Source organism: Caldicellulosiruptor diazotrophicus, from assembly GCF_017347585.1.
Lineage (GTDB): Bacteria > Bacillota > Thermoanaerobacteria > Caldicellulosiruptorales > Caldicellulosiruptoraceae > Caldicellulosiruptor > Caldicellulosiruptor diazotrophicus.
On record NZ_AP024480.1, the window covers coordinates 2,300,901 to 2,324,988 of the forward strand.

The following is a 24,088-nucleotide window of genomic DNA, read 5'->3' on the forward strand; positions in this document are numbered from 1 at the left end:
ATTTTTAAGCCTCTCTTTTTTATTTTTTAAAAATTGAACACATTCTCTATGTCAAATTCTAAGTTCTCAAATACAGCTGACTTTACAATCCCTTTTTGAGACAGTGCAGCATATTCTATATATACTCCATTATCTAAAACGAAAACCTGGACAGATTTGTTACGCGGATTTACAATCCAGTACTCACAAACACCAAAGTAGCTGTAAAGCTGCATCTTTTTTATATAGTCAACAGAAGCACTTGATGGTGAGAGCACCTCAACAATCAGTTTTGGCACACCTTTGTATCCTTTTTCTGTGATGAATTTCTTGTTGCATATTACCACAATGTCCGACTGTATAACGTGAATGTCTCCTGTCTTTTCATCTTCAAAAATCACATCAAACGGAGAGATTACAGGGATGCACTCTTTCCCCTCAAAATATCTCATAAACTCAAGGTTCAGCTTCGATATTGTCATCTGGTGCTCAAACGAAGGCGACGCTAAAAGATAGATACTTCCGTCTATAAACTCTGCTCTTTTTTCCTGCGAAATTTTTAAAAACTCCTCATATGTTGCTCTTTTCTTTTCAGGAATCATCACTGTTTACCTACCTTTTTGATATTTTTTACTCCTCATAAATCATCTTAACTGTCATACCACCGTCAACAATTAGATTTGTGCCTGTGATAAATGAGCTTTTCTCAGATGACAAAAACAATATGGCGTTTGCAATGTCTTCGGGCATACCCACCCTTCCTGCCGGATGCTGAAGATGATCAATGCTTCTGAGCTCAGATTCACGACGATATTTTCTTTTTTTGTACTTTGATGTTTCTATCCAACCGGGACTTATCGCGTTTACTCTTATTTTTTTGTGTGAAAGTGACACTGCTAAAGAGTGTGTAAGTGCAAGTATACCACCTTTTGACGCTGAATACGGCTCTGTGTTTGGCTCTGACATCAAAGCTCTTGTTGATGCTATGTTTACAACACAAGCACCTTCTTTTAAATACGGCAGGAGAAATTTTACCATTAAGTATGGTGCTCTCAAGTTAACATTTATCACTTCATCCCACTCATCAACGCTTCTTTCTTCAATCCACTTTGTTGAGCCTATACCTGCATTGTTGACAAGAACATCTATTTTGCCAGCAACATCACCAATCTTGAGGCAGACAAGCTCAATCTCTTTTGGATTTGCTAAGTCACACTCAAAAAAGGTTATCCTGTCTTTGAACTTATCAAAAAAGTCGAAAGTAGCATCTTCAATTGCTTCTCTGTCATTGTCAATGGCAAACACTTTTGCACCATTTTCCAAAAAAGAAAGTGCTGTGACAAGTCCAATTCCCTGGGCAGCACCTGTTATAACCACATTTTTGCCTTCAAACTCGGCTATCGAAAGAAAAGGTGAATTCCCCATTTTCTATTCATTCCTTTCTTGAAGAGATTAGCTGAGTGTAAAGCTCATACACGCTTTTTTTCAGCACAGGATGGATAAAATCTTTTTCAATTTCGCAAAGAGGCTCAAGTACAAACAGTCTTTTGTGAAGTTCTGGATGGGGGATTTTGAGCTTCTCTGTGTCTATGACACAGTCATCATAAAAAAGAATGTCAATATCGATGTTCCTCGGTCCCCATTTAAAAAGCCTTATTCTGCCCATTTTATTTTCTATCTCAAGCACAAACTCAAGAAGCTCAAATGGCAAAAGTAATGTTGTGCCTTTCAAAACACAGTTTAAAAACTTTGGCTGATCTACAAATCCGTAAGGCTGCGTCTCAATTATGCTCGAAACCTTTTCAATTCTTACCTTATCTTTCAAATGCTCAATTGCTTTTTGTATATTCTTATGTCTGTTCCCAAGATTACTTCCAAGCCCCAAAAATACAATATGCCTATCCATCTTTTTACTTTCCGCCTTCCCCTTTTAAGCTCTCAAAAAGATCTTTTATTCTTTGTTCTCTCTCTTGAGTACTCTGCACATCTGTTGATATAATAAGAACATCACCCTCTTTTGCATCTTCTGGAACAATTTCTATGGGGACTGCTACCATTTTTCTTCCTTCAAGCTCAACTATTGCAAAGTTACCTTCAAACCTATCAATGACTACTTTTTTTACCATAAAATGCACACCTCTTTTTTTAAAATTTAAACTCCATCGAAGATAGCCTGTGTCATCAAGATGGCTCTTTTATTTTCTTTTACATCATGCACCCTTACAAATTCAATCTTTTTCTGAGCACATATTACAGAGATTGCCAAAGTTCCTTCAAGCCTTTCTTCAGGTAAAAGATTGCCCAGCACATGACCAATCACCGATTTTCTGGATGCCCCAATCAAAATTGGCCTACCTAAAACCTTGAACTCTTCACATCTTCGCAATATCTCCAAGTTGTCTTCAACCCTTTTCCCAAAGCCAATACCAGGGTCTAAGATGATGTTTTCAAGTTTCACACCTGCTTTTTGTGCCTGTTCAATCCTTTGTTCAAAAAACTGCAAAATCTCTTCTATAACATCTTCATAGTAAGGGTTTTTCTGCATATCCTTTGGTGTACCTTTGATGTGCATGATTATGATAGGAACATTATACTGCGCTGCCACGTAAAACATATCTTTGTCAAACGTCCCGCCGCTGATATCATTTATAATGTCAGCACCGGCTTCTATTGCTTTTTGAGCTACTTTGCTCTTGTATGTATCAATAGAAATTGGAATATTCTTATCAACTTCTCTTATAGCTTTAATTGCAGGAACTACTCTTTTTAGCTCTTCCTCTTCCTCAACTGGTTCTGAAAAAGGTCTTGTAGACTCACCGCCAATGTCCAGAACATCTGCACCATCTTGAATCATCTGGAGTGCTCTTTGGGTTACCTTTTCAACTTGAACTCTTGAACTTTCATAAAACGAGTCTGGTGTGACATTTATAATCCCCATCACGTTTGTCTTCAAAAGGCTTATTTGCTTATCTTTTGCCAGCAAGTACCTTTGCAAAATGTTAAAATCTGTATCAAAACTGCACTCTATCCCTTCCTCTGCAAGAACACATCTTGTCTTTTCAAAGTTGTAAAGTGATGTTGTTGCAAAGCACATATTGCCGTTTGAAATTGTAAAATAACCGAGGTTTGAAAGAAGCTGGACAAACTCTGAAAGATTTTTTATGTTATCAAATCTCAGGATTATTGAGTTTGCTTTTTTCTCAAATTCCAAAATATCTTTCTCATCAAAACCTTTTTGATACAAAATCCTCTTTATATTCGCATCTTTTGATATAAGCCTCAAGCTTTACCATCTCCTTTTTAAAATCTTATTGTAACCTCACCGCTTGAAATCTCTATTATTTTCCCATCCTTTTCACATACAAGCTCACCATTTTCGCCAATGTCCCTGCAAAGCATCCTCTCACCGTTTATCAAAATCTCTTTTCCAAGATTTATGCAAAAGCTTTTATACTCATCCCTGAAATATGAAAAACCATATTTATCAAAGTTTGAAAGATCTCTTTCAAATTCAATTAAAATGTCAATAATTAGTCTTGTCCTGTCAAAATCTTGCGATGTTTCAGCTTTCAAGGTTGTTGCGATGTCTTTTATATCCTCTGGCACGCTTTTTGCATTGACGTTGATTCCTATACCAATTATAATACTGCCAAGACCTTCAACTTCACCTGACAGCTCTGACAAAATACCACAAATCTTTTTGCCATTTAAGTATATGTCATTTGACCATTTTATAAAAGAGTTAACTCCATATTTTCTTAAAACCCTGTTTATCACAAGTCCTGTGAAAAGTGTAAGTGGTATAATCTTTTCTAAATCCAGTAAAAGAAGTTTCAATAATATGGACATCTTTATACCCTTTTCAAGGTCCACCCACCTGCGTGAAAGCCTACCTCTTCCTTGAGTTTGCCTCTCAGCATATACAACTGTAGCATTTTTAAAATGCTGCTGGTTCTGTTTTACATATGTATTTGTTGAGTCCACCTCATCAATGTATATAAACTCTTTGAAAAGGTTTGAAGATTGGATGTAGTCTCTTATTTCCCAGACTCTTATTATATCTTTGTCAGAAAGCTCATATCCTTTTTTCTTGGTAGACTCTATCTTGTAACCCAAATCTTTAAGCGACTTTATTCTCTTATTTATTGCCATCCTGCTAATATTCAAATAAGAGGCAAGCTCTTCACCAGAGATATACTCATTTTCATATAACTTTCTTAATATAAAAATGTCCTTTTCATCCATTTTTCCACAAGTCCTTTCTATGAAAGCTTTCTCTGCAAAAGCCAAGGACAAACCATTCACATGTTCGGCAGATACTCTCGAGCTGCTGTGGCAAAGCTTGTTTCAAAGCGCTGTAAGCTTCAGATGGCAGCACATCTTCTAAATCAGAAATCCCATAGAACTTTAAAAGCTCAATTACTTTTTCATCATACATTCTGACCTTCTGTTCAAACCTGCACTCTGCAGCATTCAAGTTTGGGCAGTACATGCAAATTTCGTCAGGAAAAGATACAATCTTTATAGGTAAATTTTCAAGATAAACACTTTTATATACCCTCTCAAAATTTTCAACAAATTCTTTATTGTACCCTGCTCCTATAAAACCCAGAAAGCATAAAAGATGATGTGCTCTGAGTATAATTGGCATTTTTCTGCTGCCTATTCCCCTTTATCAAACTAAACTTTTTACTTTAATTATACCACAATTTTCAGCAGCGTAAGATAAAAACCCATTTTTATACTCTTTTTATTTTCCCACCAAGACTTGCGATATTTTTCTCAAATTCAAAATACCCCCTGTCAATGTGAAATGCACTTTCAACTTCACTCACACCCTCTGCACAGAGCGCTGCCAAAACGAGTGCAGCACCACCGCGCAGATCCTTTGCTTCAACCTTTGCACCTTTTAGCTTTTTAACACCTTCAACCACTGCTACTCTTCCTTCCACTTTTATATTCGCGCCCATTTTGACAAGCTCTCCAACATGTAAGAATCTGTTTTCAAATATTGTCTCAATGACAACGCTTGTTCCTTTTGCTATGCTTAGCATACTCATCATTGGTGCTTGCATATCTGTCGGAAAACCAGGATAAGGCAAGGTTTTTATGTCTGTTGCTAAAATCTTATCCGGTGCCTCAACGCGCACAGCATTTTCCCCTTCATAGACCTTCACACCGCTCTCCTTGAACTTGGCAATAATAGGTCTTATATGCTCACAAATAACATTTGTAAGTTCAAGCTCACCGCCACACATCGCAGCCATTGCCATGTACGTTCCCGCCTCAATCCTATCTGGAATTGGCACAAATGAGCAGCCAGAAAGCTTTTTCACTCCCAAAACCCTGATGGTATCAGTGCCGGCACCCATCACTTTTGCTCCCATTGAATTCAAAAAATTTGCCAAACATACAACCTCAGGTTCTGTTGCAGCATTTTCTATTATTGTTTCACCCTCTGCTAAAACGGCTGCTATCATGATATTTTCTGTTGCTCCAACAGATGGAAAGTCTAAATATACCTTGGCACCTTTTAGTTTTTTAACTTTTGCTTCAATGTACCCTTGATTGAGTTTAATCTCTGCGCCAAGCTGGGAAAGCCCTTTTATGTGAAGGTCAATTGGTCGTGTGCCGATGTTACACCCGCCCGGCATACCCAGCACAACCTTTTTCCCACGTGCAAGAAGGCTTCCTAAAAGAAGTATTGAAGCTCTGAGTTTGTTCACCCCATCTACGTTTATATCACCGTTTTTGATATCAGGAGTGATTTGCAGATTATTGTTTTCAATTTTCACATCACAACCACAGTAGGCAAGAAGCTGTAAAAGTATTTTAATATCCTCCAAAAGCGGAACATCCAGAATTTCAACCTTGTTATTTGACAACAAGGACGCTGCCAAAAGTGGCAATATCGCATTTTTTGAGCTGTGAACTTTTATCGAACCAGAAATTTTATTTGCACCTTCTATTACAAATTTCGACATTTATTTCTCTTCCCTATCTTAAAGTTCTGTTTATTATAGTAGTATTGAAATCTTTTTATAGCTTTAGACAAAAAGTTATATATAATTTTTAGATACTATTCTGAAAAGAAATATTAGCAAAAAGGACACATCTTGTATTATAATAGAAATAACAAGAGAAATTTTTGGGTTAAAGGAGTGAACTAAATGCCACCAAAAAATGACCAAAATGGCACTGTGAAAAAAGGAGTTATGAGTCTTACATATGTCGCCTTAGCTTTTATTATTGTACTTGACATCATACTTGGTATTATAATGCCAACAGCTAAATTAAAACTCTATTCTATCTTAGTTGCAACAGTTACATTTTTACTGACACTTGCGCTGACTGCTTTTATGATTCGCTATGAGATGAACAAAATGATTTCCAAGCTTGAAGATGTCCTTGAAAAAATCAAAAACGGTGATTACAGCAGGCTAATCTCATCAAAAGAGTTCGGCAACATCCAGAGAGTAGCATCGAGTGTAAACATTGTTCTTTCGGATATAAAAACACTGATTGAGAGCTTTTTTGACCTGTCAAACGCAATCGTCGGTGCATCTAAAAAGGTTACAAAGACATCTGAAGAAGCAGCTGCTGCAATTGAAGAGATAGCAAAGACAGTTGAAGAGATTGCAAAAGGTGCATCCCAGCAAGCTGAAGAAGCACAGCACGGTGTTTTGCTTGTAAATAACCTCTCTGAACAGATAAATGCTGTATCTGAAAGCTATAATGGTGTGATTGATGAAGCAAATAAGATTGATATTCTCAACAAAGAGGGAATTGAAAAGATGAGTGCCCTTAGAGAAAAGAGCGAAATTGCAGTGTCAACAGCTGAAAAAGTAATTGACACTATCATCTCTTTTATAGAGAGAATCAAAAATATCTCCAACTTTGTTGAGGTTATCAACACAATTGCTGAACAAACAAACCTTTTAGCTTTGAATGCTGCAATTGAGGCAGCAAGGGCAGGTGAGGCAGGAAGAGGATTTGCAGTTGTTGCGGATGAGGTCAGAAAACTTGCTGACCAGAGCAAAAAGGCAGCAGATGAGATAAATTCTATTGTCGATGTTATTTTGGGTGAGACAGAAAATACAATTAAGATAATAGATGAAATAAAAGAAGCAGCGTTGGGTCAGAAAGATGCAGTTGTGGAATCGCAGCAGTCTTTTGCCAAAATTTCTGATGAGATAAATGCAATTGTAGAAAAGACATATGTTGTAAAAGAAGCGCTAAGCAGAATGGAAGAAGCAAGAAATGCGGTTATTCGGGCAATAGAGAGTATATCTTCTGTATCTGAAGAGACAGCTGCAGCATCTGAGGAGGTTGCAGCAACTGTTGAAAATCAGTTAAACTCAATAAACGAAATGAAATACTCTGCACAGTCGCTTCAAAAGCTTGTTGATGAGCTCGAAAAGAGGCTTAAGAAGTATAAGATACGATAAAAACAAGGGGTTGTCCTTCAAACTTTTCTAAAAGGCCAACCCCTTGTTTTTGCTCTATTTTTGTGTATACTCTTTAGTATCAGACAGCCGGGAATGAATACAATAAACGTTATCTAATAGGAGATTAACAAGATTTTCAAGCTTTTCTATTTTACAATCAAGTTCTTTTTGAAGTTCTTTATGCTGTTTTTCGTTTCTCCATTTCAGAAGTTCTTGATGAACTCTTCCCAGAATCTCAATTTTTAAAAATGCTTTTTCGTTTATTTTATAGTTCTCATCCAACAAAAGCTTTAAATTTTCTATACTCGAACATAAAGAAAACATTTGCTGGTTAAGCGCCCAAACAACTTGTGTTAGATTTTTAACTTCTTTTTTTAAATCTTCCATCTCCAAAGCAAATTTATTTTCACTGTTCATTTTCACATGCCTCCTTTTTAGCTTACCCTTACCTTGTTTTCAATTTCAATCTTTTGCAACTCAAATAGATACAAAAACAGTTCTCCTTTTTTTTCCACTCGGCGAAGAAGAGTAGGTGTTATTATTCCATCAACAACAATCCTTAAAAAATCATTCTCAATTTTTATTCCCTTTATTTGTATCTCTTCGCCCGAATAATCAAAGCTGTCTGCAAGTCTTAAAATTGCACTCAATATAAGTGTCAGATTTTTGTCTTTAGTTTTTAGTTTAAACGTTTTCGACTTAATTTTTTTTCTGTGGTTATAGCACACCAAAGCTAAAATCTTTTTTACTTCTTTTGGATACTCCTTTAAGGCAAGGTCATTTTTAATTAGGTAATATGAATGTTTGTGATGTTTTTTCTCATTAATAAATGTTCCAATATCATGCAGTATGCAAGCATGTTCCAAAAGCTTTCTATCAGAATCTGACAAGTTATGATAATTTATAGTGCTGTCAAACAAAAATAGTGCTTGTTCTTTTACAAAATTTGCATGTCGCGGATCATATCCATATTTTTGAGCAAGTTGAAGCACGTTATGGTCAAACAGTTCTAACTGATTCATTTTTATCCTCCTCTTGTAGTATTTTTAATATTTCTTCCCTAATTCTCTTTTGTATTATGCCTACGCCCTGATTACCATCAACGACTACAAAATTGTATTCCTTTGCCATTTCCTCATATTCTTTTTTGAGCAAAAAATGATATTTTTTAAAACTTTCGAACATGTCAGCCGAAAGCTGAATATCCATACCAGATTCCCAGTAATCAAGATGTCCATATTTCTGAAATGTTCTGGTAAGTAAAATATCAATGCTAACATCAAGATATATTATTAGGTCAGGAACTACAGCAAAACCTAAAAGTTTTTTAAGCCATTCTTTATCTGCTCCTCTGACAATATCACGAGCCATAAGAGTAAAGATATACCTATCCGCAAGGACAATAAAACCTGCAGAGAGAGCAGGGATTATTTGATTTTCAAGCTGGTCAGCAAAATCACAACAGTAAAGAAGACTTAAAGTAGTCTTTCCAAGTATATTGCCCTTTTTGGCTCTTTGTATAACATCACCTACTAGTCTAGATCTTTTTAATCCAGTATTTAAAACTGCATAACCGCTTGCTTCAAGCCATTCTTTCAAAAGCTCTATCTGTGTTGACCTTCCAGAACAATCCGGTCCTTCTATTACAACCAACTTTCCACGCTTTTGTAATAATTCGAAATTGGGAAGTCCAAATCCATAAAATTTCATTTCAGTTGCCATTTAGCTTCACCTTCCTTATTATAAGTACTCAATATCCACTTTTGAGTAGGTGGTTTGTAATCATGAAGATATCTTTGAACAATCTCTCTGACCATCTTTTGCTGTTGTCTTATAGAAAGAGTCCCATCAATTGTAATGAACCCTTCCTGTTCAGCAAGCATGTCGTACATCTGAATAATCTTTGACTGATAAAGTTTAAAACTTTCTGTAGTATCAGTACTCAAACCCAAATCCATCCCTGCTTCATAGTACTTTATTTGTGTTCGACCCATTAAAATCCTGTCAATTGCTATATCTACAGGCACTTTGAAATAAAATGTTACAGTTGGCCTCACTGCAAAATCATATACTGTCTTGACCCAGTCAGGATTGCAGCCTCTTGCGATGTCCCGTGCATAAGCTGTGTAGATATATCTGTCGCACAATACTATATATCCTGCTCGCAAATGAGGAAGTATAAGCCTTTCATACCTATCAGCAAAATCACAAGCATGCAAAAGAGAAAAAGTAGTCGGAGTTAATAGATTTTTCTTTTTTGCCTTTTTTGTAGCATTCTTTACTAAATCAGATGAATTCCATTCAGTAAAAAATACTGTATATCCCAAAAATTCTAACCACTTTTTTAAAAGATGAACTTGAGTAGATTTACCAGAACCGTCACATCCCTCTACAACAAATAATCTTCCTTCATATGTTTTGGTAAGTCCCAAACCTCTTATTTCTTTAAACATCATTGGAATATTTCATCTCCTTTTACATATTGTTTTTTATAATAAGCTGTTTGCCAAATATCTTCTCAAATTGAGGTTTTAATCTTTCTGCGAGAGATATTTCAATTCCAAGATTCGACTTTGAATATATTCTTAAAACTACTTTTTCGCATTCTTCACTACATCTTATAGAGGTAACAAGTCCATTTTCTCTTTTATCAAGTATCTCAGCCAGTTTTAATATAAATGCAAGTGGCTTTATCTTTTTTATCTTGTCATGACTTAATAAATTAATATACCTTGTCAAAAAAGGTGCTTTTGATTTTGAATTTTCATGAAAAGATATAATCTCTGCAGTAAGTATAATATCTTGATGTGAAATTCCAAATAACGGGAGATTCAAAATTACATAAGCTGAATGCTGAGCATGTTGATAAAAACTTAGATAAGTTCCTATATCATGAAGCAAAGCAGCCGTTTTTAAAATAATTCTATCTTCTTTGGTAAAATAATTCGGAAAAATAGGTAATAGCTGGTCAAATAACATAGTAGCATATCTGCACACATTTTTGGCATGTTTTTTGCTAAAGCTGAAGAAATTCAAATAATTATTTATGCTATACTCTAATAGTATTTCAGAGGAAAAAGCCGTTGAATTTGCATCTTTGAATAAGCTTTCAAACAATATACCCTCGCGAAGTCCGTATGAACTGACATAAATTTGCTGAGCTTTTATTCTTTCAATCAGCACTTTCAATATCAAAAAAGCTCCTAAAATAATATCAGACCTTTTCTCAGAAAGTCCTGGAATACTTTTTCGTTTTTCAACTTCTAAACTCTGAAGCATGTTATAAACCTCAATAAATTCTTGATATGAAATTGCAAAATTGTGTAAGGTAGTAATAGGATAACCTTTTTTGTGTTGAATAATTCTTCCGAGATTCCTTATACTTCCACCAATTCCTATCAGGTTTACATTATTTAATTCTTCCATCCATCTATATTTTTCAAAAATCAACTTTACTTCGCTTTCTATTTCATTCAATGATAAAGAAGACTCCATAATCATTTTTGAACAATTTACAGCACCGAGCCTGATTGAACCCCAGTACTTTAAGTTTTTATCTTTGAAATAAACAAACTCTGTACTTCCACCGCCAATGTCAACCAAAAGTCCATCTTGATAGTTTAAAGAACATTTTATTGCCCACAGGTTATAGTTTGCCTCTTCAAATTCTGAAAGTACTTTAACTTCTAATTCTGTAGATTTTTTTATATTCTCCAAAACTTCCATCTTATTGCTTGCATCTCTAATAGCAGCGGTAGCAACTACCAATATATCCTGTTTTGCAACTCCATTCATCTTGCAAAGCGCTTTAAAAAAATTGAGTACTTCAACTAAAAGCGAAATCTTATAAGAAGGTATCTGGTTGTTTTCTCCATATTCTGCAAGTCTTACTACTATGCTTTCATCTTCGATTAATCTAAAAAATATTCCTTTATCAACCTCATACACTACAACCCTTACGGTATTCGAACCGATATCGATTATTCCTATTCTTCTTTTCATGTTTCACCTTCCCATATTATATAGCAGCTGGTATTCTTCTGTTTGCAAAATTTTTTAACATCCGAAAGACAATTTGAAATTTCTTCAACGTTTGAAAACATTCCAGGTACAACTTTAACACAAGCCACTGATAAACTCATAAGCCCAAACTTTTCCACCTCTCCTTTTCTGTTTTTAGATTCTATATAGCCCCTACTAAGGTCATAGTTGTCGTAAAAATATGGAATTGAAGAATCAAATTCTTCAATTATTTTTTTAGCAATTTTCTCAACTTCTGCTTTGTCATAAACAATTACAATAAAATCGTCACCGCCAACATGCCCAACAAAAATTTTTTCTTGCCAGTCCATTTGTATTTGTTTTAATATAGATGCAAGTTGTAATATAACCTTATCACCTTTTTCAAATCCATAATAGTCGTTGAATGGCTTAAAATTATCAATATCAACATAAAAGACATAAAATTCTTTCTCATTTTCTAAGGCGTTACTTATTTCTTTCTCAATCAATAAATTACCTGGTAAGTTGGTAAGCGGATTTAAATGCTTTGCAAAACTTATTTCAAGCTGTGTCGACTTTTTCAACAAATCTTTTATTGTAACCACACCTTCATACATCCCATTTTTGGTTACAATTATGTAATCATGAATATCCTCATTCTCCCTTGCAGAAAGTTCTCTGACTACATCGTCTAATGAAGCATTGTATTCTACGACCAATGGGTTTGAATCCATCAAAAGTGCCACAGGTCTTTTTGAGTACACTGCAAAGCCATACATCGTAGATAAATTAAGTAAAAATTTTTCCCTTTTTATAAGTCCTTTAACTTTTCCATCTTTTGTTACAACAAGCCCATGTAGTTTTGGATTTTTTTCTAAAATCTCAAGAGCTTTCTCACACGATACATTGGGTTCAACATAAGGTATCTTTATACAAAGCGTTCCTATGCAAATTTTTGAAGTTTTAAAAAGATAATATCTCCTTTGGTTTTCTATAGTTTCCAATAAAAGCTCTTTTATATCATTAGAGACCGTGTGTTTTAGTTCTATATTAGGAGGCATTATAAAATATCCTTGCAAATATTCAATCCCAATTTCCAGTAAACTTAGTAGTTCTTCTATCTTTTCAATCATTGTAGCGATAACTTTTATTTGACTTTCGTCACAGAATTCTATAAAAGAGTGCAAGTATTTACTTTTTATAGAATCCATGGCTATATCGCGATATACCTCCCTACCAATTTTGACATAGGTGGGTTTTGAGATAGATATGAAATCAAGAAAAAAATAAAGTGAGCCTATATTTTCTGCAGAAAATGTAAATCCTTGTTTTTTAAGGACTTTTATTGAATAGTGCAAATCATTAACAGACAAATTCTCACATGATTTTATACTTATTTCAAATACAATATTTTTTGTTATCATAGGATTGGTAGAAAGAATACTTGCTATAAATGTAGTAAAATCATTATTCATAAGAGATATTGGTGAGATATTTACAAAAAATTTTCTATTTTCTATATTATTTTTATTATTGATTAAAACATCCACAATCTTTTTAAAAATAATTTTGTCAATCTTAATAATAAGTTCATTTTCTTTCATGATATCAAACAAAAGTTTTAAATCAATATAACCAGTTTCATATGGGTTTATAAGAAACACTTCCCAGCCAATTACCTGAGCAGATGTTGCAAACACAACTGGTTGAAATGAAAGGTCAATATTTTGTCTTTCAATTAAAAAGTTTAAATAATCAAGTTTACTTGACATCTTCTTCTTCACCATTTTGTTTATTTTTTTCTCTTTTATCCATAATTATGTTATTTGTTTCAGTAGCTGCATCATTAAATTCCCACTCATGTTTTAGAAGCCCTGTAAGTTTATATACAATCCACTCTGCTATATTCGTTGCGTGGTCAGCTATTCTTTCAATATATTTAACAATTAATATAAGCAAAATACATTGAGATGTGAACTCTGGCTTTTCCTTAATTGTCTTTTCTATATTTTCAAGAAGAAACCTAAACATCTGGTCAACTTTACAATCCATAGCTTTTACTTTTTTGGCCATTTCTATATCAGAAAGCATATACGCTTCCATTACATCTTTAAACATCATTCTTGCAAGTTCTGACATATAGGGTATTTCATTCCCAATTTCAACGAGTTGTTGACCTTCAAGCTTTAACACAAGTTTAGAAATATCAGAAGCATGGTCTGCTATTCTTTCTATATCATTTGCTATTCTTGTAGCAGCTACTAAAAGTCTTAAATCGCTTGCCATAGGCTGCTGAGTTGCTATAACAATAGTACTCTTTTTCTCTAATTCCTCTATCATATTGTCTATGTCAGTATCGTTTTTGATAACTTCAGTGGCTAAACTTACATCCTGTTTTATAAAAGCCTCCATAGCTTTTTCAATTGCTTCAAGTGCAAGACTTGCAATTTTGTAAACTTCAAAGTTTATTTCTTTAAGCTCTCTTAAAAAAGTCGAACGTATCATTTTTACCTACCTCGTTCTCAAAGTTATTTTTTGGGCATTAGCCAAACCTTCCAGATATGTAATCATCTGTTCTTTTGTCTTTGGGTGCATGGAAGATATCTATTGTTTTACCAAACTCAATAAGCTCACCATTTAAGAAAAAACCTGTCCAGTCAGAAATTCTTGCTGCCTGTTGCATATTGTGAGTAACTATTACTATAGTGTAATACTCTTTCAGTTCTATCAGAAGTTCTTCGATACGAAGGGTGGAAAGGGGGTCAAGTGCTGAAGTTGGCTCATCTAAGAGAAGAATTTGTGGTTCTACTGCCAGAGCCCGCGCAATACAAAGTCTTTGTTGTTGTCCACCAGAAAGCGAAAAAGCACTTTTTGAAAGCCTATCTTTTACCTCTTGCCAAAGTCCTGCCCTTATAAGACATCTTTCGACAATTTCATCCAAATTTTTCTTATCTTTTACTCCATGAATCCTTGGACCATAAGCAACATTTTCGTATATACTCATAGGAAAAGGATTTGGATGTTGAAAAATCATTCCCACTTTTTTGCGAAGTTCTATAAGGTTTATACTATCTGCATAAATGTCAGTACCATCAATAAATACTTTTCCCCAAATCTTTACTCCTTCTATTAAGTCATTCATTCTGTTCAAGGTCCTTAAAAAAGTAGACTTGCCACATCCAGATGGTCCTATTAAAGCTGTGATTGCTTTTTCTGGAATTGAAATATTTACATTTTTGAGAGCTTGTTCATTTCCATAAAAAAGGTTTAAATCAATGGTCTCTATTTTTGACTCCATAATCCATACAATCCCCTTTACTACTTAACCCAACAATTTAAATTATTTTTCTTTTTTTTTCAACAGTATAATACCATCTTAAGTTTAAATTCATTTTATATCTATGTTAAAAATTCTTTAAAAGTTAATATCAAACTAATATAAAAATTCCTCCCCCAAAAATTACTTAAATGGAGGAGGAATTAATTTTTCTTTAGACCACTTCTTCTTCCTTTTCGAACTGGCTGTAGTAAAGCTGAGCATAAAATCCGCCTTTTTGCAAAAGTTCTTTGTGTGTACCTTGTTCGACAATGTCGCCATGGTCCATAACCAAGATGAGGTCTGCGTTTCTTATTGTTGATAACCTGTGGGCTATTATGAAAGATGTTCTTCCTTTCATGAGATTGTCCATTGCCTTTTGTATCTGCAGTTCTGTCAAGGTATCAACAGAGCTTGTTGCCTCGTCAAGTATCAAAATTTTTGGGTCTTTGAGGATTGCCCTTGCAATTGTCAAAAGCTGTTTTTGACCTTGAGAAATATTTGTTGTTTCTTCATTGAGCACTGTATCGTAACCCTGTGGCAATGTTCTTATAAAATGGTCTGCATGTGCAAGCTTTGCAGCTCTTATCACTTCATCATCTGTTGCATCTGGCTTGCCATAGCGGATGTTATCTTTTATTGTGCCATTGTAAAGCCATGTGTCTTGCAATACCATGCCAAAAAACGACCTCAAATCTTCACGTTTGAACTCTCTTATATCGTGGCCATCTATCAAAATCGCACCATCATTCACATCGTAATACCTCATCAAAAGCTTTACAATAGTGGTTTTACCTGCACCTGTCGGACCTACAATTGCTATTTTTTGACCAGCTTTTATATCTGCAGAAAAGTTGTTTATAACAATCTTATCTGGCTTGTAACCAAATCTGACGTTTCTGAATTCTACATTGCCTTTTATGTTTTCAAGATCAATCTCTGGATTTGGTGTATCTGGCACCTCTTCCTCTTCTTCTAAAAACTCAAACACTCTCTCGCTACAAGCTGCTGTTTGCTGAAGAATGTTTGAAATATTTGCAATCTGGGCAATTGGCTGTGTAAACGACCTTATATACTGGACAAAAGCCTGAATATCGCCAACCTCGATGGTCCTCTTTATAGTAAGATAGCTACCCATAACTGTTACAACAACATAACCAAGATTGCCTATTATGTTCATAAGCGGCATCATAACACCTGTCAAAAACTGTGATTTCCAAGCAGCATCATATAGTTTGTTGTTGAAAAAGTTAAACTTGTCTATCGTCTTCTTTTCAGCGTTGAAAGCTTTGATGACAACATGCCCCCCGTATGCTTCTTCAACTTGACCGTTTACATGTCCTAAATATTCCTGCTGTTGCATAAAAAACTTTTGTGACTTACCAATTATCAGCGCAACAACAGAAAAAGAAATTGGAATTATCAGCAGAGCAACTACTGTCATCAAGACATTTATGCTCAGCATCATTACAAGCGCACCGATGACCATCGTAGTTGAAGTTATTATCTGTGTAAGGCTTTGATTCAAAGTCTGTGTGAGTGTGTCAACATCGTTTGTAATTCTTGAAAGTATCTCACCTTGGTTTGTGCTCTCAAAGTATTTCAAGGGAAGTCTATTTATCTTTTGTGAGATTTCTTTTCTGAGCCTGTATGTTAACTTCATTGAAACACCAGACATTATCCAGCCCTGAATATAGCCAAATAAAGCACTAACAATATAAAGTCCTAACAAAATTAAAATGATTTTACCAACATACTCAAAATCAATACCATTGCTTGAACCGCTTATCTTACTCATAAGTCCTTCGAATATCTTTGTAATTGCTTTGCTGAGAATTTTGGGACCCGCAATTGAAAATGCAGCAGATAACATTGCAAGAACAATTACTGCTATAATTGAAAATTTATAAGCAGACAAATACTTTATAAGCTTTTTCATAGCAGTCTTAAAATCCTTTGGTTTTTCACCGACAAATCCTGGTCCCATAGGTCCACCAGGACCGCGTCTTCTCATTCTTTGCATATGTGGTCTGTACGATGCTGTCTGTCTTTCGCTCATGCCAGCAATTCCTCCTCTGGAAGCTGTGAAATAGCAATCTCACGATAAGTCTCACAGCTTCTTAAAAGTTCTTCATGTTTGCCAATACCACTTATTTTCCCATCTTCAAGAACTATTATCTGGTCTGCATGAAGTAATGTCGCAATCCTCTGTGATACTATTATCACTGTTTTGTCCTTTAGCTTTTCTTTTAAAGCTTTTCTGAGTTTTAGTTCAGTTCTAAAATCAAGTGCTGAAAAGCTTTCATCAAATATATAAATATCAGGATTTTTTACAAGCGCACGTGCAATTGAAAGTCTCTGCTTTTGTCCACCTGATACGTTAGTACCACCCTGTGAAATCTCTGTATCAAACTTTTGAGGTTTTTCTTCTATGAACTCAAGTGCCTGCGCAATCTCAGCAGCCTGTCTTAAATCCTCATCTGTTGCATTGTCGTTGCCAATCTTGAGGTTTGATTTGATAGTACCGCTAAAAAGCCAGCTCTTTTGAGGAACATACCCTATTTTTGACCTTAAATCTTCAAGATTTACTCTTTTCACATCAACCCCGTTTACTAAAACCTCACCTTCTGTTGCATCATAAAATCTCATAATGAGATTTACAAGCGTGCTTTTACCACTTCCTGTTCTGCCAATTATTCCAACTGTCTGGCCTGGTAAGATTTTGAAATTTATATTTTGAAGAACATACTCTTCTGCACCCGGATATTTGAATGATACATTTCTAAACTCTACCATACCCTTCATATCTTCTCTGAACTTTTCAGGCTTTTCAGGATTCTTAATTGTAGGTTCTGTTGAAAGAACCTCTTCAATACGTCTTGCAGAAACAGCGGCCCTTGGTACAAGGATAAAGAGCATTGAAAGCATCAAAAATGAAAAGATTATCTGTATAGAATACTGCATAAACGCAAGCATATCACCAACTTGCATACTTGAATTTTCAATATAATGTGCACCACCCCAAACAATCAAAAGAGTTGTACCATTCATTATAAACATCATCGACGGAAATAGCACTGCCATTGCCCTGTTGATAAAAAGTCCAACCCTTGTGAGGTCTTTGTTTGCCTCATCAAATCTTTGTTCTTCAAATTCTTGAGCATTGAATGCACGGACAACCATTATTCCAGACAAATTCTCTCTTGCAACAAGGTTAAGCCTGTCTATCAATTTTTGCATAAGCATAAATCTTGGCATTGCAATAGCATACAAAACCATTATAAGTCCAAGAAGAACTATCACAGAAAGAGCAATTATCCAAGACATCGAATGACTCTTAGACAAAGCTTTGAATACACCGCCAATCCCCATCACAGGTGCAAAAAATAGCATTCTAATTCCAATTACTAAAAGCATCTGAATTTGCATGATGTCGTTTGTTGTTCTTGTAATAAGTGAAGCTGTCGAAAATTTATCAAACTCCTCAATAGAAAAGCTTTCAACCTTAGAAAATACATCTTTTCTCAAGTCCCTTGCAACGCCTGCTGCAGATTTTGCAGCAAAATATGCAACTAAAATTGTTGAGATAGCTGAAATCAATGTTAAAAGAAGCATAAGTAAACCCATCCTGATAATATACATAGTTTGCTTTTTCCCTATGTCTATACCAATTTTTTTATACTCATCTTTTATTACAGAGGCTGCAGCTTGAACTATCATACTGTCACCAAGCGACGAAAACTTTTTGTTTATTTCTTCTTGAATTTGGTTTACCTGCTGCTGTGGAAGCTGTTTTAATAAGGCAAAAAGGTCAATACTTGCAGGTATTTGCCTGCCGTTAAAGTTAATAACACCATTTTTTGCCTCTTTCTTTATCTTTTCTATTCCAGCAACAGCCAAAATTGCTTTGCCTAAATCAACATTTACCTTATCAATCTTGTCTTTTTCTTTTGTATTTAATACATATATATCTTCATTTGATAAGATAGGATATTTTTTTAGATACTTACTGTAATCAATAGAAGTTTTTGTCACATGATCATACATACTCAAAATATCATCTTTTTTATCTTGCGGGACAAATAAAAGCACCTTTTCCATGGTAGAACTTCTTATAACCTCAGGTACTGCATTTTCGATACCGCTTTGCTGTATCCCAACATTTACTATCTTTGACATATAATCAGGTAATGTGAGTTCACTCATAGCTTGAATAAACACAAACAAAATTGCTGCTAATACAAGCAGAGTATAAGGTTTTAGGTATTTGAGTACTTTTTTCAACTTTCTATCACCCTTTTTGCTATTATATTTTGAGTTTTTATCTTTCCAAGATTCTTTTGAGCGTTTCAAAGCCCTCAAGCACTTTGTCTATCTCATCCTCTGTTGCTTTGCTGAGTAAATTTTCAAACTGCTTTTCTGCCTCTTTGAAGTGCTCGTAGAGGCATTCTTTGAACTTTTGAGTTGTTTGCACCCAAACAACTCTCCTGTCTTCATTACTTCTAATTCTTTCAATAAACCCCTGTTCTTCCAACTTATCTAATATTCCTGACACTGTGCTGTTTGAAAGACCAATCTTTTCGCTCAAATCACCCACCTTCATTTTGCCGTTTTCATCAAGCATCGCCATTATCATCCAATGAGGTGCAGGTATTTCAAATTCATCCCTTTTATACTTTAGCGCCTCTTTTATTTTGACTGACACTTCTTTTAGTAACCTTAAAAGCCTTATTTTCTTTTCTCTTAATTCCATTTGCACCACCATATAATAAATTATTTCGTATCGAATATTTCGAATATAAATATTTTTGATACGAATTAAATTTTACTCTTTGAATAGAAAGTTGTCAATATGTTAAAATTAAAGAAGATTTCAAAAAGGGTGATGGTATCATTGTCGGCTCAAACCATTAAGAACGAAAATACTATCAAATTTAATGTAGTGGAAAAATTTGTAAGTATCGAAGGGGAAGGCATAAGAAGTGGATATCCTGCCGTGTTTGTGCGGTTTGCAGGATGTAATCTCAGTTGTTCTTGGTGTGATACAAAGTACGCAAATGAAAATCCAGAATATGAAGAAATTGATGTTGATAATCTCATGAACTTTATTGCTTCAACAGAAATTAAAAAAGTTACGCTCACTGGTGGAGAGCCTCTTATACAACCTTATATTTACTTATTAATAGATAGATTAATAAGTGAAGGGTTTGAGGTCAACGTCGAAACAAACGGTTCTGTCAGCATAAAGCATGTGCCGAGAGATGCTATTATCACCATGGACTACAAATGCCCGTCAAGTGGTATGGAAGACAGGATGATTGTTGACAATATCAACTTTCTTGGTAAAAAAGATGTGCTCAAGTTTGTTGTTGGCACATATGAAGATTTAAAAAGTGCGGAAAGAATAATAAAGACCTTCAAGCCAAGGTGCAATATCTTTTTCAGCCCTGTTTTTGGAATGATAAAACCAGCTGAAATTGTAAAATTTCTTATTGAAAACAAGCTTTTTGATACAAGAGTGCAGCTTCAGATACATAAAATTATATGGTCTGATAAAATCAAAGGTGTTTAAATATTTTTATGTTTTATATAATATTTGACCCTATGCGACGATTAATTTAATACTCATCGCATAGGGACTTATATTTTTAACCTTACTTTTGGCTAAAAAATCTTTTCACGATGTCATAAGCTATTTTTGGACGGCGATACTCATCAAACACACCTTTATTATTCTTTGTTCTGGCACGTCCTAAAAAGACTTTTCCTTCTTCAGTTACTTTACAATCACAAAACTGCCAAATTAATGCTCCTGATATTTCTTCTCTGTTTAAGTATACTATTAGATTGTCTTCTAATATATCAGCTTGTCTTTCTTCAGACCACTTAACTCTTGAAAAGGGATCTCTAAAACCATAAAGCCCTTCTGCTCCAAATTCGCTAATAATAATCGGTTTTCCTGCCCCACCTGCTTGTTGAATCCAAGAATATAATTTATCAAAAAATTCATTTGTGTCTCTATCTTCATACCATCCCGAATACACATTCATAGAAACAATATCAACAAGGTCCAAACACAAATCTGAAAAATGCATACAGCTTGCAAAAGTTATTGGTCTTGTTTTATCCATTCCCTTAATTTGTTCGATTTGTTTTTTATATTTTTCTCTTCCTTCGGGAGTTTGACTCGCACATTCATTTAAAATACCCCAAATAACAATTGATGGATGATTGTAATGATTCAAAACCATTTCTCTATTACAATTTTCACATTGAATATCGAAATTTGGATTTTGCATATGCTGCAAAGTTAATCCTCTTGCATGATTTTCTTCCCAAACATAGATTCCAAATTCATCACATAAATCTAAAAATCTTTCATCATTCGGATAATGACTTGTTCTTATCATGTTAGCACCACTTTGTTTTATGAGCATTATATCTTTTACCATTATTTGCAACGGGAGTGCACACCCATAGTCTGGATGATCTTCATGACGATTAAATCCTTTAAAAAAAACAGGTTTGCCATTTAAGTAAATCCTATTTGATTTTATTTTTACCTCTCTGAATCCAACTCTTTCGATCAAATCATCTATACATTTGTCATCTTCATTCCATAATCTTACATTCAATAAATAAAGGTGGGGATTTTCCGAGCTCCAAACTTTTACATCATTAAATTCAAATCTTTTTGTTATCTTAATCAATTGATTTTCTCTAACATTCCAGATACCAAAATCTAATTCATAATCATCTAAATTACCCTTTACTTTTATAGTAAACTCTTTACTCGAAACATTTCTTACGTAAATAGAAATTTCTGCAGCCCATGTATTATCTTTAATCCATGTAGGTGAAAATTCTAATCTTTCGATAAATATATCTTCTATTTCTTCCATTACTACTGGCCGGATTATTCCACCATATGTAAAATAATCATTAGGAATATGAAGAACTGAATCATTTGAAAATGAATTATCAACCAATACAAGTAGTTCATGCTTACCTTTTTCCACATTTTTTATGATTGTGTCAAATTGAGTATAAGCATTATAATGATTTGCAACTTTAATATTATCAAAATAAACTTCTGCTGTATGACTCACACCTTTAAAAATAAGCCTTAAATTTGTATTATTATCGCATTCTATTATAGTTTTGTACAAAGCTTTTCCTCTATAGTTAGAAAATTCAGGATATGTCTCCCAACATCCCGGTACCCACATTTTGTGCGTAAAACTTTTATTAAATATATTTTCTCTGTCTTCTAATATAGCAAAATCCCAAAATCCTTCTAACTCTTTTTGTCTTCTAATTTTATGTTGAGTAAATAATCTAACCATAGTTTTCACCTTTCCTTCACTATAATACAAGTTTATTTTATTATTCTTTGATTGCACCAATTAAGACTCCTTTAACAAAGTATTTTTGCAGAAATGGGTACAGACACAATATAGGAACTGTAGAAACTACTATCGCTGCGTATTTAATAAGTCTTGTTAACGCTAATCTATCTTCTGCATCAGATACTCCTGTTTGCATATACATAGTATCACTCATAATTAAAATCTCTCTTAGGACAAGCTGCAGAGGATAAAGTTCTCTTTTTCTTAAATATAATATAGCATTAAAAAAAGAGTTCCAATGTCCTACGGCATAAAAAAGTATCATAACAGCAATTGTTGGCATAGTAAGTGGAATCATAATTTTAAAAAGTATAACCCAATCATTTGCCCCATCTATCCTTGCTGATTCTTCTAAACTTTCAGGTACAGTTTGGAAACCAGTTCTCATTATTATCAAGTTCATTGTAGAGACTGCTCCTGGTAATATCATTGCCCATATTGTGTCAACTAAACCTAAAGATTCTATTACTACATATGTTGGTATCATACCACCGCTAAAATACATTGTAAACACAATAAAAAACATTATTGGATTTTTTAGTTTTAAATTTTTTCTTGAAAGAACATATCCGCCTATTGTAGTGAGCAACATATTAATAGTAGTTCCCAATACAACGTATATAATAGTGTTTCTATATCCTATCCAAATCATTGGATAATCCAAGAGAAGTTTGTAAGCTTTTAAAGAAAAATCAATTGGCTTTAAAAGCGGTCCTCTATATGCCATAATTTTTATAGGATCACTTAAAGAAGCGAATATTACATATATCATTGGATATAGCATAGAAAAACATAAAACTCCCAAAAACATATAATTCATTATATCAAATAATGCTTCACTAATACTCCTTTTTTTCATAATTTACTCTCTTCCCTCCATTTCAATTATTACCATAACGAGGTTTCTGTAAATTTTCTACTGATATAGTTTGTCAAAATTACAAATCCAAAATTTACAACTGAATTGAAAAGACCTACCGCTGCACCATAACCATAGTCCATTTCTAAAAGACCTTTTCGATAAACATATGTAGAAATGACATCAGCTGTTTCATAGACCAACGGATTATACATTAAAAATACTTTTTCAAAACCTACATTCATAATGCTACCCACTCTCAAAATAAACATTATGATTATTGTAGGCATTATTCCCGGCAATGTAATATACAATGCTTGTTTTAATCTGCCAGCACCATCAATAATTGCTGCTTCATAGAGCTGAGAGTCAATATTAGAAATTGCTGCTAAATAAATTATTGAACCCCATCCAAGATTTTGCCATATCCCAGAACCAACATATAATGGTCTGAACCACCCTGGCTCTGACATAAAAGCAATTGGTTCTTTGACTATTCCTAAGGTCTTTAAAATATAATTTACCAGTCCGTCTCTTGAAAAAAAGTCTAAGATAATACCAACTATTACAACTGTCGATATAAAATGAGGCATATAACTAATAGTTTGAAGCGTCCTTTTGTAAAAACTATTTTTTATTTCGTTCAATAACAACGCAAAAATGATTGGCGCCGGAAAACCAAAAACAATGTCATACACGTTTATTAAAATTGTATTTCGAATAATCCTCCAAACATAGAAACTATCATACACAAAAAACTCTTTGAATTTTTCTAATCCTACCCATGGACTTCCTATTATGCCTTTTGCAGGTGAAAAATCTTTAAAAGCTATTTGGAGACCATACATTGGAATATAATGAAATACCAAATAGTACAAAAGTATAGGCAAAATCATAAAATAAAGATTTTTGTTTCGTTTCAAATCTTTTATAAAATCATAAAAATTTACTTTTGTTTTGTTTGATATCTTCATAATATCTATTTCCTCCTTGGCAATTTGCATTGTCTAAAAACAGAACAATATTTTGTTTCACCACAGGCCACCTTTCTTAGGTAAGCCTGTGGTGCATTAAA

The 24,088-nt window shown here is 34.1% G+C and carries 24 protein-coding genes and 1 pseudogene; 3 read left to right on the plus strand and 22 right to left on the minus strand.

The window, feature by feature from the left end; all coding sequences use genetic code 11:
- Positions 1-26 precede the first annotated feature (26 nt).
- From CaldiYA01_RS10915 to murA, 8 genes are all read right to left on the minus strand, one after another.
- Positions 27-581 (minus strand): Uma2 family endonuclease, encoded by a 555-nt coding sequence (locus tag CaldiYA01_RS10915; RefSeq protein ID WP_207182842.1) that lies wholly within the window; start codon positions 579-581, stop codon positions 27-29.
- Positions 582-609: 28 nt separating this feature from the next.
- Positions 610-1,404: an SDR family oxidoreductase gene (locus CaldiYA01_RS10920; RefSeq protein WP_207179655.1), complete on the minus strand. Its 795-nt coding sequence runs from the start codon at positions 1,402-1,404 to the stop codon at positions 610-612.
- Between the two features lie 7 nt (positions 1,405-1,411).
- Entirely contained in the window at positions 1,412-1,885 is a 474-nt protein-coding gene (gene folK, locus CaldiYA01_RS10925; protein WP_207179656.1) for a 2-amino-4-hydroxy-6-hydroxymethyldihydropteridine diphosphokinase, read from the minus strand.
- Positions 1,886-1,889: 4 nt separating this feature from the next.
- Complete coding sequence (locus tag CaldiYA01_RS10930; RefSeq protein WP_207179658.1) at positions 1,890-2,105, minus strand: DUF3006 domain-containing protein; 216 nt, start codon at positions 2,103-2,105, stop codon at positions 1,890-1,892.
- 26 nt (positions 2,106-2,131) lie between these two features.
- Positions 2,132-3,262, minus strand: coding sequence for a dihydropteroate synthase (gene folP / locus CaldiYA01_RS10935; RefSeq protein WP_207179660.1), 1,131 nt, complete (start codon positions 3,260-3,262; stop codon positions 2,132-2,134).
- A 17-nt stretch (positions 3,263-3,279) separates the two neighbouring features.
- Complete coding sequence (locus CaldiYA01_RS10940) at positions 3,280-4,224, minus strand: biotin--[acetyl-CoA-carboxylase] ligase (RefSeq protein WP_207179662.1); 945 nt, start codon at positions 4,222-4,224, stop codon at positions 3,280-3,282.
- Positions 4,217-4,630, minus strand: coding sequence for a DUF1284 domain-containing protein (locus CaldiYA01_RS10945; protein ID WP_207179664.1), 414 nt, complete (start codon positions 4,628-4,630; stop codon positions 4,217-4,219). The genes CaldiYA01_RS10940 and CaldiYA01_RS10945 overlap by 8 nt, the downstream gene beginning before the upstream one ends.
- Before the next feature lie 88 nt (positions 4,631-4,718).
- The gene (gene murA, locus CaldiYA01_RS10950) at positions 4,719-5,963 is read right to left on the minus strand and encodes a UDP-N-acetylglucosamine 1-carboxyvinyltransferase (RefSeq protein ID WP_207179672.1); all 1,245 of its coding nucleotides are present in this window, start codon (positions 5,961-5,963) and stop codon (positions 4,719-4,721) included.
- Between the two features lie 186 nt (positions 5,964-6,149).
- Between murA and CaldiYA01_RS10955 the strand changes: the two genes are divergently transcribed.
- Entirely contained in the window at positions 6,150-7,427 is a 1,278-nt protein-coding gene (locus CaldiYA01_RS10955) for a methyl-accepting chemotaxis protein (protein WP_207179674.1), read from the plus strand.
- A gap of 54 nt (positions 7,428-7,481) precedes the next feature.
- On the opposite strand, the gene CaldiYA01_RS10960 is transcribed toward CaldiYA01_RS10955, so the two are convergent.
- Genes CaldiYA01_RS10960 through phoU form a run of 7 tightly spaced genes read right to left on the minus strand, consistent with a single transcriptional unit; the run spans position 7,482 to position 13,934 of the window.
- Positions 7,482-7,844 (minus strand): hypothetical protein, encoded by a 363-nt coding sequence (locus CaldiYA01_RS10960; protein WP_207179675.1) that lies wholly within the window; start codon positions 7,842-7,844, stop codon positions 7,482-7,484.
- Positions 7,845-7,861: 17 nt separating this feature from the next.
- Positions 7,862-8,449, minus strand: a complete 588-nt coding sequence (locus CaldiYA01_RS10965; RefSeq protein ID WP_207179677.1) for an HD domain-containing protein — start codon at positions 8,447-8,449, stop codon at positions 7,862-7,864.
- The gene (tmk, locus tag CaldiYA01_RS10970) at positions 8,427-9,149 is read right to left on the minus strand and encodes a dTMP kinase (protein WP_207179679.1); all 723 of its coding nucleotides are present in this window, start codon (positions 9,147-9,149) and stop codon (positions 8,427-8,429) included. Before tmk (CaldiYA01_RS10970) ends, CaldiYA01_RS10965 begins: the two co-directional genes overlap by 23 nt.
- On the minus strand, positions 9,134-9,883 hold the full coding sequence (tmk, locus tag CaldiYA01_RS10975; protein WP_207179681.1) for a dTMP kinase: 750 nt from the start codon (positions 9,881-9,883) through the stop codon (positions 9,134-9,136). The genes tmk (CaldiYA01_RS10970) and tmk (CaldiYA01_RS10975) overlap by 16 nt, the downstream gene beginning before the upstream one ends.
- 19 nt (positions 9,884-9,902) lie before the next feature.
- The gene (locus CaldiYA01_RS10980) at positions 9,903-11,429 is read right to left on the minus strand and encodes a Ppx/GppA phosphatase family protein (protein ID WP_207179682.1); all 1,527 of its coding nucleotides are present in this window, start codon (positions 11,427-11,429) and stop codon (positions 9,903-9,905) included.
- Positions 11,426-13,201 (minus strand): EAL domain-containing protein, encoded by a 1,776-nt coding sequence (locus CaldiYA01_RS10985; protein ID WP_207179684.1) that lies wholly within the window; start codon positions 13,199-13,201, stop codon positions 11,426-11,428. The genes CaldiYA01_RS10980 and CaldiYA01_RS10985 overlap by 4 nt, the downstream gene beginning before the upstream one ends.
- Positions 13,191-13,934, minus strand: a complete 744-nt coding sequence (phoU, locus tag CaldiYA01_RS10990) for a phosphate signaling complex protein PhoU (RefSeq protein ID WP_207179686.1) — start codon at positions 13,932-13,934, stop codon at positions 13,191-13,193. The genes CaldiYA01_RS10985 and phoU overlap by 11 nt, the downstream gene beginning before the upstream one ends.
- On the opposite strand from phoU, the pseudogene CaldiYA01_RS12560 reads away from it, so the two are divergent.
- A pseudogene (locus tag CaldiYA01_RS12560) lies at positions 13,933-13,995 on the plus strand (hypothetical protein); the annotation flags it as partial. The gene phoU and the pseudogene CaldiYA01_RS12560 sit on opposite strands and share 2 nt — an antisense overlap.
- Here CaldiYA01_RS12560 and pstB read toward each other — a convergent pair.
- The 4 genes from pstB to CaldiYA01_RS11010 form a co-directional block, all read right to left on the minus strand.
- Positions 13,972-14,727 (minus strand): phosphate ABC transporter ATP-binding protein PstB, encoded by a 756-nt coding sequence (gene pstB, locus CaldiYA01_RS10995; RefSeq protein WP_207179688.1) that lies wholly within the window; start codon positions 14,725-14,727, stop codon positions 13,972-13,974. The pseudogene CaldiYA01_RS12560 and the gene pstB overlap by 24 nt on opposite strands.
- Before the next feature lie 193 nt (positions 14,728-14,920).
- On the minus strand, positions 14,921-16,804 hold the full coding sequence (locus CaldiYA01_RS11000; RefSeq protein WP_207179690.1) for an ABC transporter ATP-binding protein: 1,884 nt from the start codon (positions 16,802-16,804) through the stop codon (positions 14,921-14,923).
- Entirely contained in the window at positions 16,801-19,029 is a 2,229-nt protein-coding gene (locus CaldiYA01_RS11005; protein WP_207179692.1) for an ABC transporter ATP-binding protein, read from the minus strand. Before CaldiYA01_RS11005 ends, CaldiYA01_RS11000 begins: the two co-directional genes overlap by 4 nt.
- A gap of 37 nt (positions 19,030-19,066) precedes the next feature.
- On the minus strand, positions 19,067-19,498 hold the full coding sequence (locus CaldiYA01_RS11010; RefSeq protein WP_207179695.1) for a MarR family winged helix-turn-helix transcriptional regulator: 432 nt from the start codon (positions 19,496-19,498) through the stop codon (positions 19,067-19,069).
- A 132-nt stretch (positions 19,499-19,630) separates the two neighbouring features.
- On the opposite strand from CaldiYA01_RS11010, the gene queE reads away from it, so the two are divergent.
- Entirely contained in the window at positions 19,631-20,317 is a 687-nt protein-coding gene (gene queE, locus CaldiYA01_RS11015) for a putative 7-carboxy-7-deazaguanine synthase QueE (protein WP_307729605.1), read from the plus strand.
- Between the two features lie 82 nt (positions 20,318-20,399).
- Here the strand turns inward: queE and CaldiYA01_RS11020 are convergent, their stop codons facing one another.
- The 3 genes from CaldiYA01_RS11020 to CaldiYA01_RS11030 are packed head-to-tail and all read right to left on the minus strand — an operon-like array spanning position 20,400 to position 23,987.
- Positions 20,400-22,148, minus strand: coding sequence for a glycoside hydrolase family 2 protein (locus CaldiYA01_RS11020; protein WP_238480528.1), 1,749 nt, complete (start codon positions 22,146-22,148; stop codon positions 20,400-20,402).
- Positions 22,132-23,013 carry a carbohydrate ABC transporter permease gene (locus CaldiYA01_RS11025; RefSeq protein WP_207179696.1) on the minus strand — a complete coding sequence of 294 codons (882 nt, stop codon included), beginning with the start codon at positions 23,011-23,013 and terminating at the stop codon, positions 22,132-22,134. The genes CaldiYA01_RS11020 and CaldiYA01_RS11025 overlap by 17 nt, the downstream gene beginning before the upstream one ends.
- A 29-nt stretch (positions 23,014-23,042) precedes the next feature.
- A complete protein-coding gene (locus tag CaldiYA01_RS11030) occupies positions 23,043-23,987 on the minus strand; it encodes an ABC transporter permease (RefSeq protein WP_207179698.1) in 945 nt (314 codons plus the stop codon).
- Positions 23,988-24,088: the final 101 nt, after the last annotated feature.

Excerpts from the sequence above, each read along its gene's own strand:
- CaldiYA01_RS10915 (WP_207182842.1), bottom strand. The coding sequence starts at position 581 with ATGATTCCTGAAAAGAAAAGAGCAACATATGAGGAGTTTTTAAAAATT.
- CaldiYA01_RS10920 (WP_207179655.1), bottom strand. The coding sequence starts at position 1,404 with ATGGGGAATTCACCTTTTCTTTCGATAGCCGAGTTTGAAGGCAAAAAT.
- folK (WP_207179656.1), bottom strand. The coding sequence starts at position 1,885 with ATGGATAGGCATATTGTATTTTTGGGGCTTGGAAGTAATCTTGGGAAC.
- CaldiYA01_RS10930 (WP_207179658.1), bottom strand. The coding sequence starts at position 2,105 with ATGGTAAAAAAAGTAGTCATTGATAGGTTTGAAGGTAACTTTGCAATA.
- CaldiYA01_RS10940 (WP_207179662.1), bottom strand. The coding sequence starts at position 4,224 with ATGGATGAAAAGGACATTTTTATATTAAGAAAGTTATATGAAAATGAG.
- CaldiYA01_RS10945 (WP_207179664.1), bottom strand. The coding sequence starts at position 4,630 with ATGCCAATTATACTCAGAGCACATCATCTTTTATGCTTTCTGGGTTTT.
- murA (WP_207179672.1), bottom strand. The coding sequence starts at position 5,963 with ATGTCGAAATTTGTAATAGAAGGTGCAAATAAAATTTCTGGTTCGATA.
- CaldiYA01_RS10955 (WP_207179674.1), top strand. The coding sequence starts at position 6,150 with ATGCCACCAAAAAATGACCAAAATGGCACTGTGAAAAAAGGAGTTATG.
- CaldiYA01_RS10960 (WP_207179675.1), bottom strand. The coding sequence starts at position 7,844 with ATGAACAGTGAAAATAAATTTGCTTTGGAGATGGAAGATTTAAAAAAA.
- CaldiYA01_RS10965 (WP_207179677.1), bottom strand. The coding sequence starts at position 8,449 with ATGAATCAGTTAGAACTGTTTGACCATAACGTGCTTCAACTTGCTCAA.
- tmk (WP_207179679.1), bottom strand. The coding sequence starts at position 9,149 with ATGGCAACTGAAATGAAATTTTATGGATTTGGACTTCCCAATTTCGAA.
- tmk (WP_207179681.1), bottom strand. The coding sequence starts at position 9,883 with ATGATGTTTAAAGAAATAAGAGGTTTGGGACTTACCAAAACATATGAA.
- CaldiYA01_RS10980 (WP_207179682.1), bottom strand. The coding sequence starts at position 11,429 with ATGAAAAGAAGAATAGGAATAATCGATATCGGTTCGAATACCGTAAGG.
- CaldiYA01_RS10985 (WP_207179684.1), bottom strand. The coding sequence starts at position 13,201 with ATGTCAAGTAAACTTGATTATTTAAACTTTTTAATTGAAAGACAAAAT.
- phoU (WP_207179686.1), bottom strand. The coding sequence starts at position 13,934 with ATGATACGTTCGACTTTTTTAAGAGAGCTTAAAGAAATAAACTTTGAA.
- pstB (WP_207179688.1), bottom strand. The coding sequence starts at position 14,727 with ATGGAGTCAAAAATAGAGACCATTGATTTAAACCTTTTTTATGGAAAT.
- CaldiYA01_RS11000 (WP_207179690.1), bottom strand. The coding sequence starts at position 16,804 with ATGAGCGAAAGACAGACAGCATCGTACAGACCACATATGCAAAGAATG.
- CaldiYA01_RS11010 (WP_207179695.1), bottom strand. The coding sequence starts at position 19,498 with ATGGAATTAAGAGAAAAGAAAATAAGGCTTTTAAGGTTACTAAAAGAA.
- queE (WP_307729605.1), top strand. The coding sequence starts at position 19,631 with ATGGTATCATTGTCGGCTCAAACCATTAAGAACGAAAATACTATCAAA.
- CaldiYA01_RS11025 (WP_207179696.1), bottom strand. The coding sequence starts at position 23,013 with ATGAAAAAAAGGAGTATTAGTGAAGCATTATTTGATATAATGAATTAT.
- CaldiYA01_RS11030 (WP_207179698.1), bottom strand. The coding sequence starts at position 23,987 with ATGAAGATATCAAACAAAACAAAAGTAAATTTTTATGATTTTATAAAA.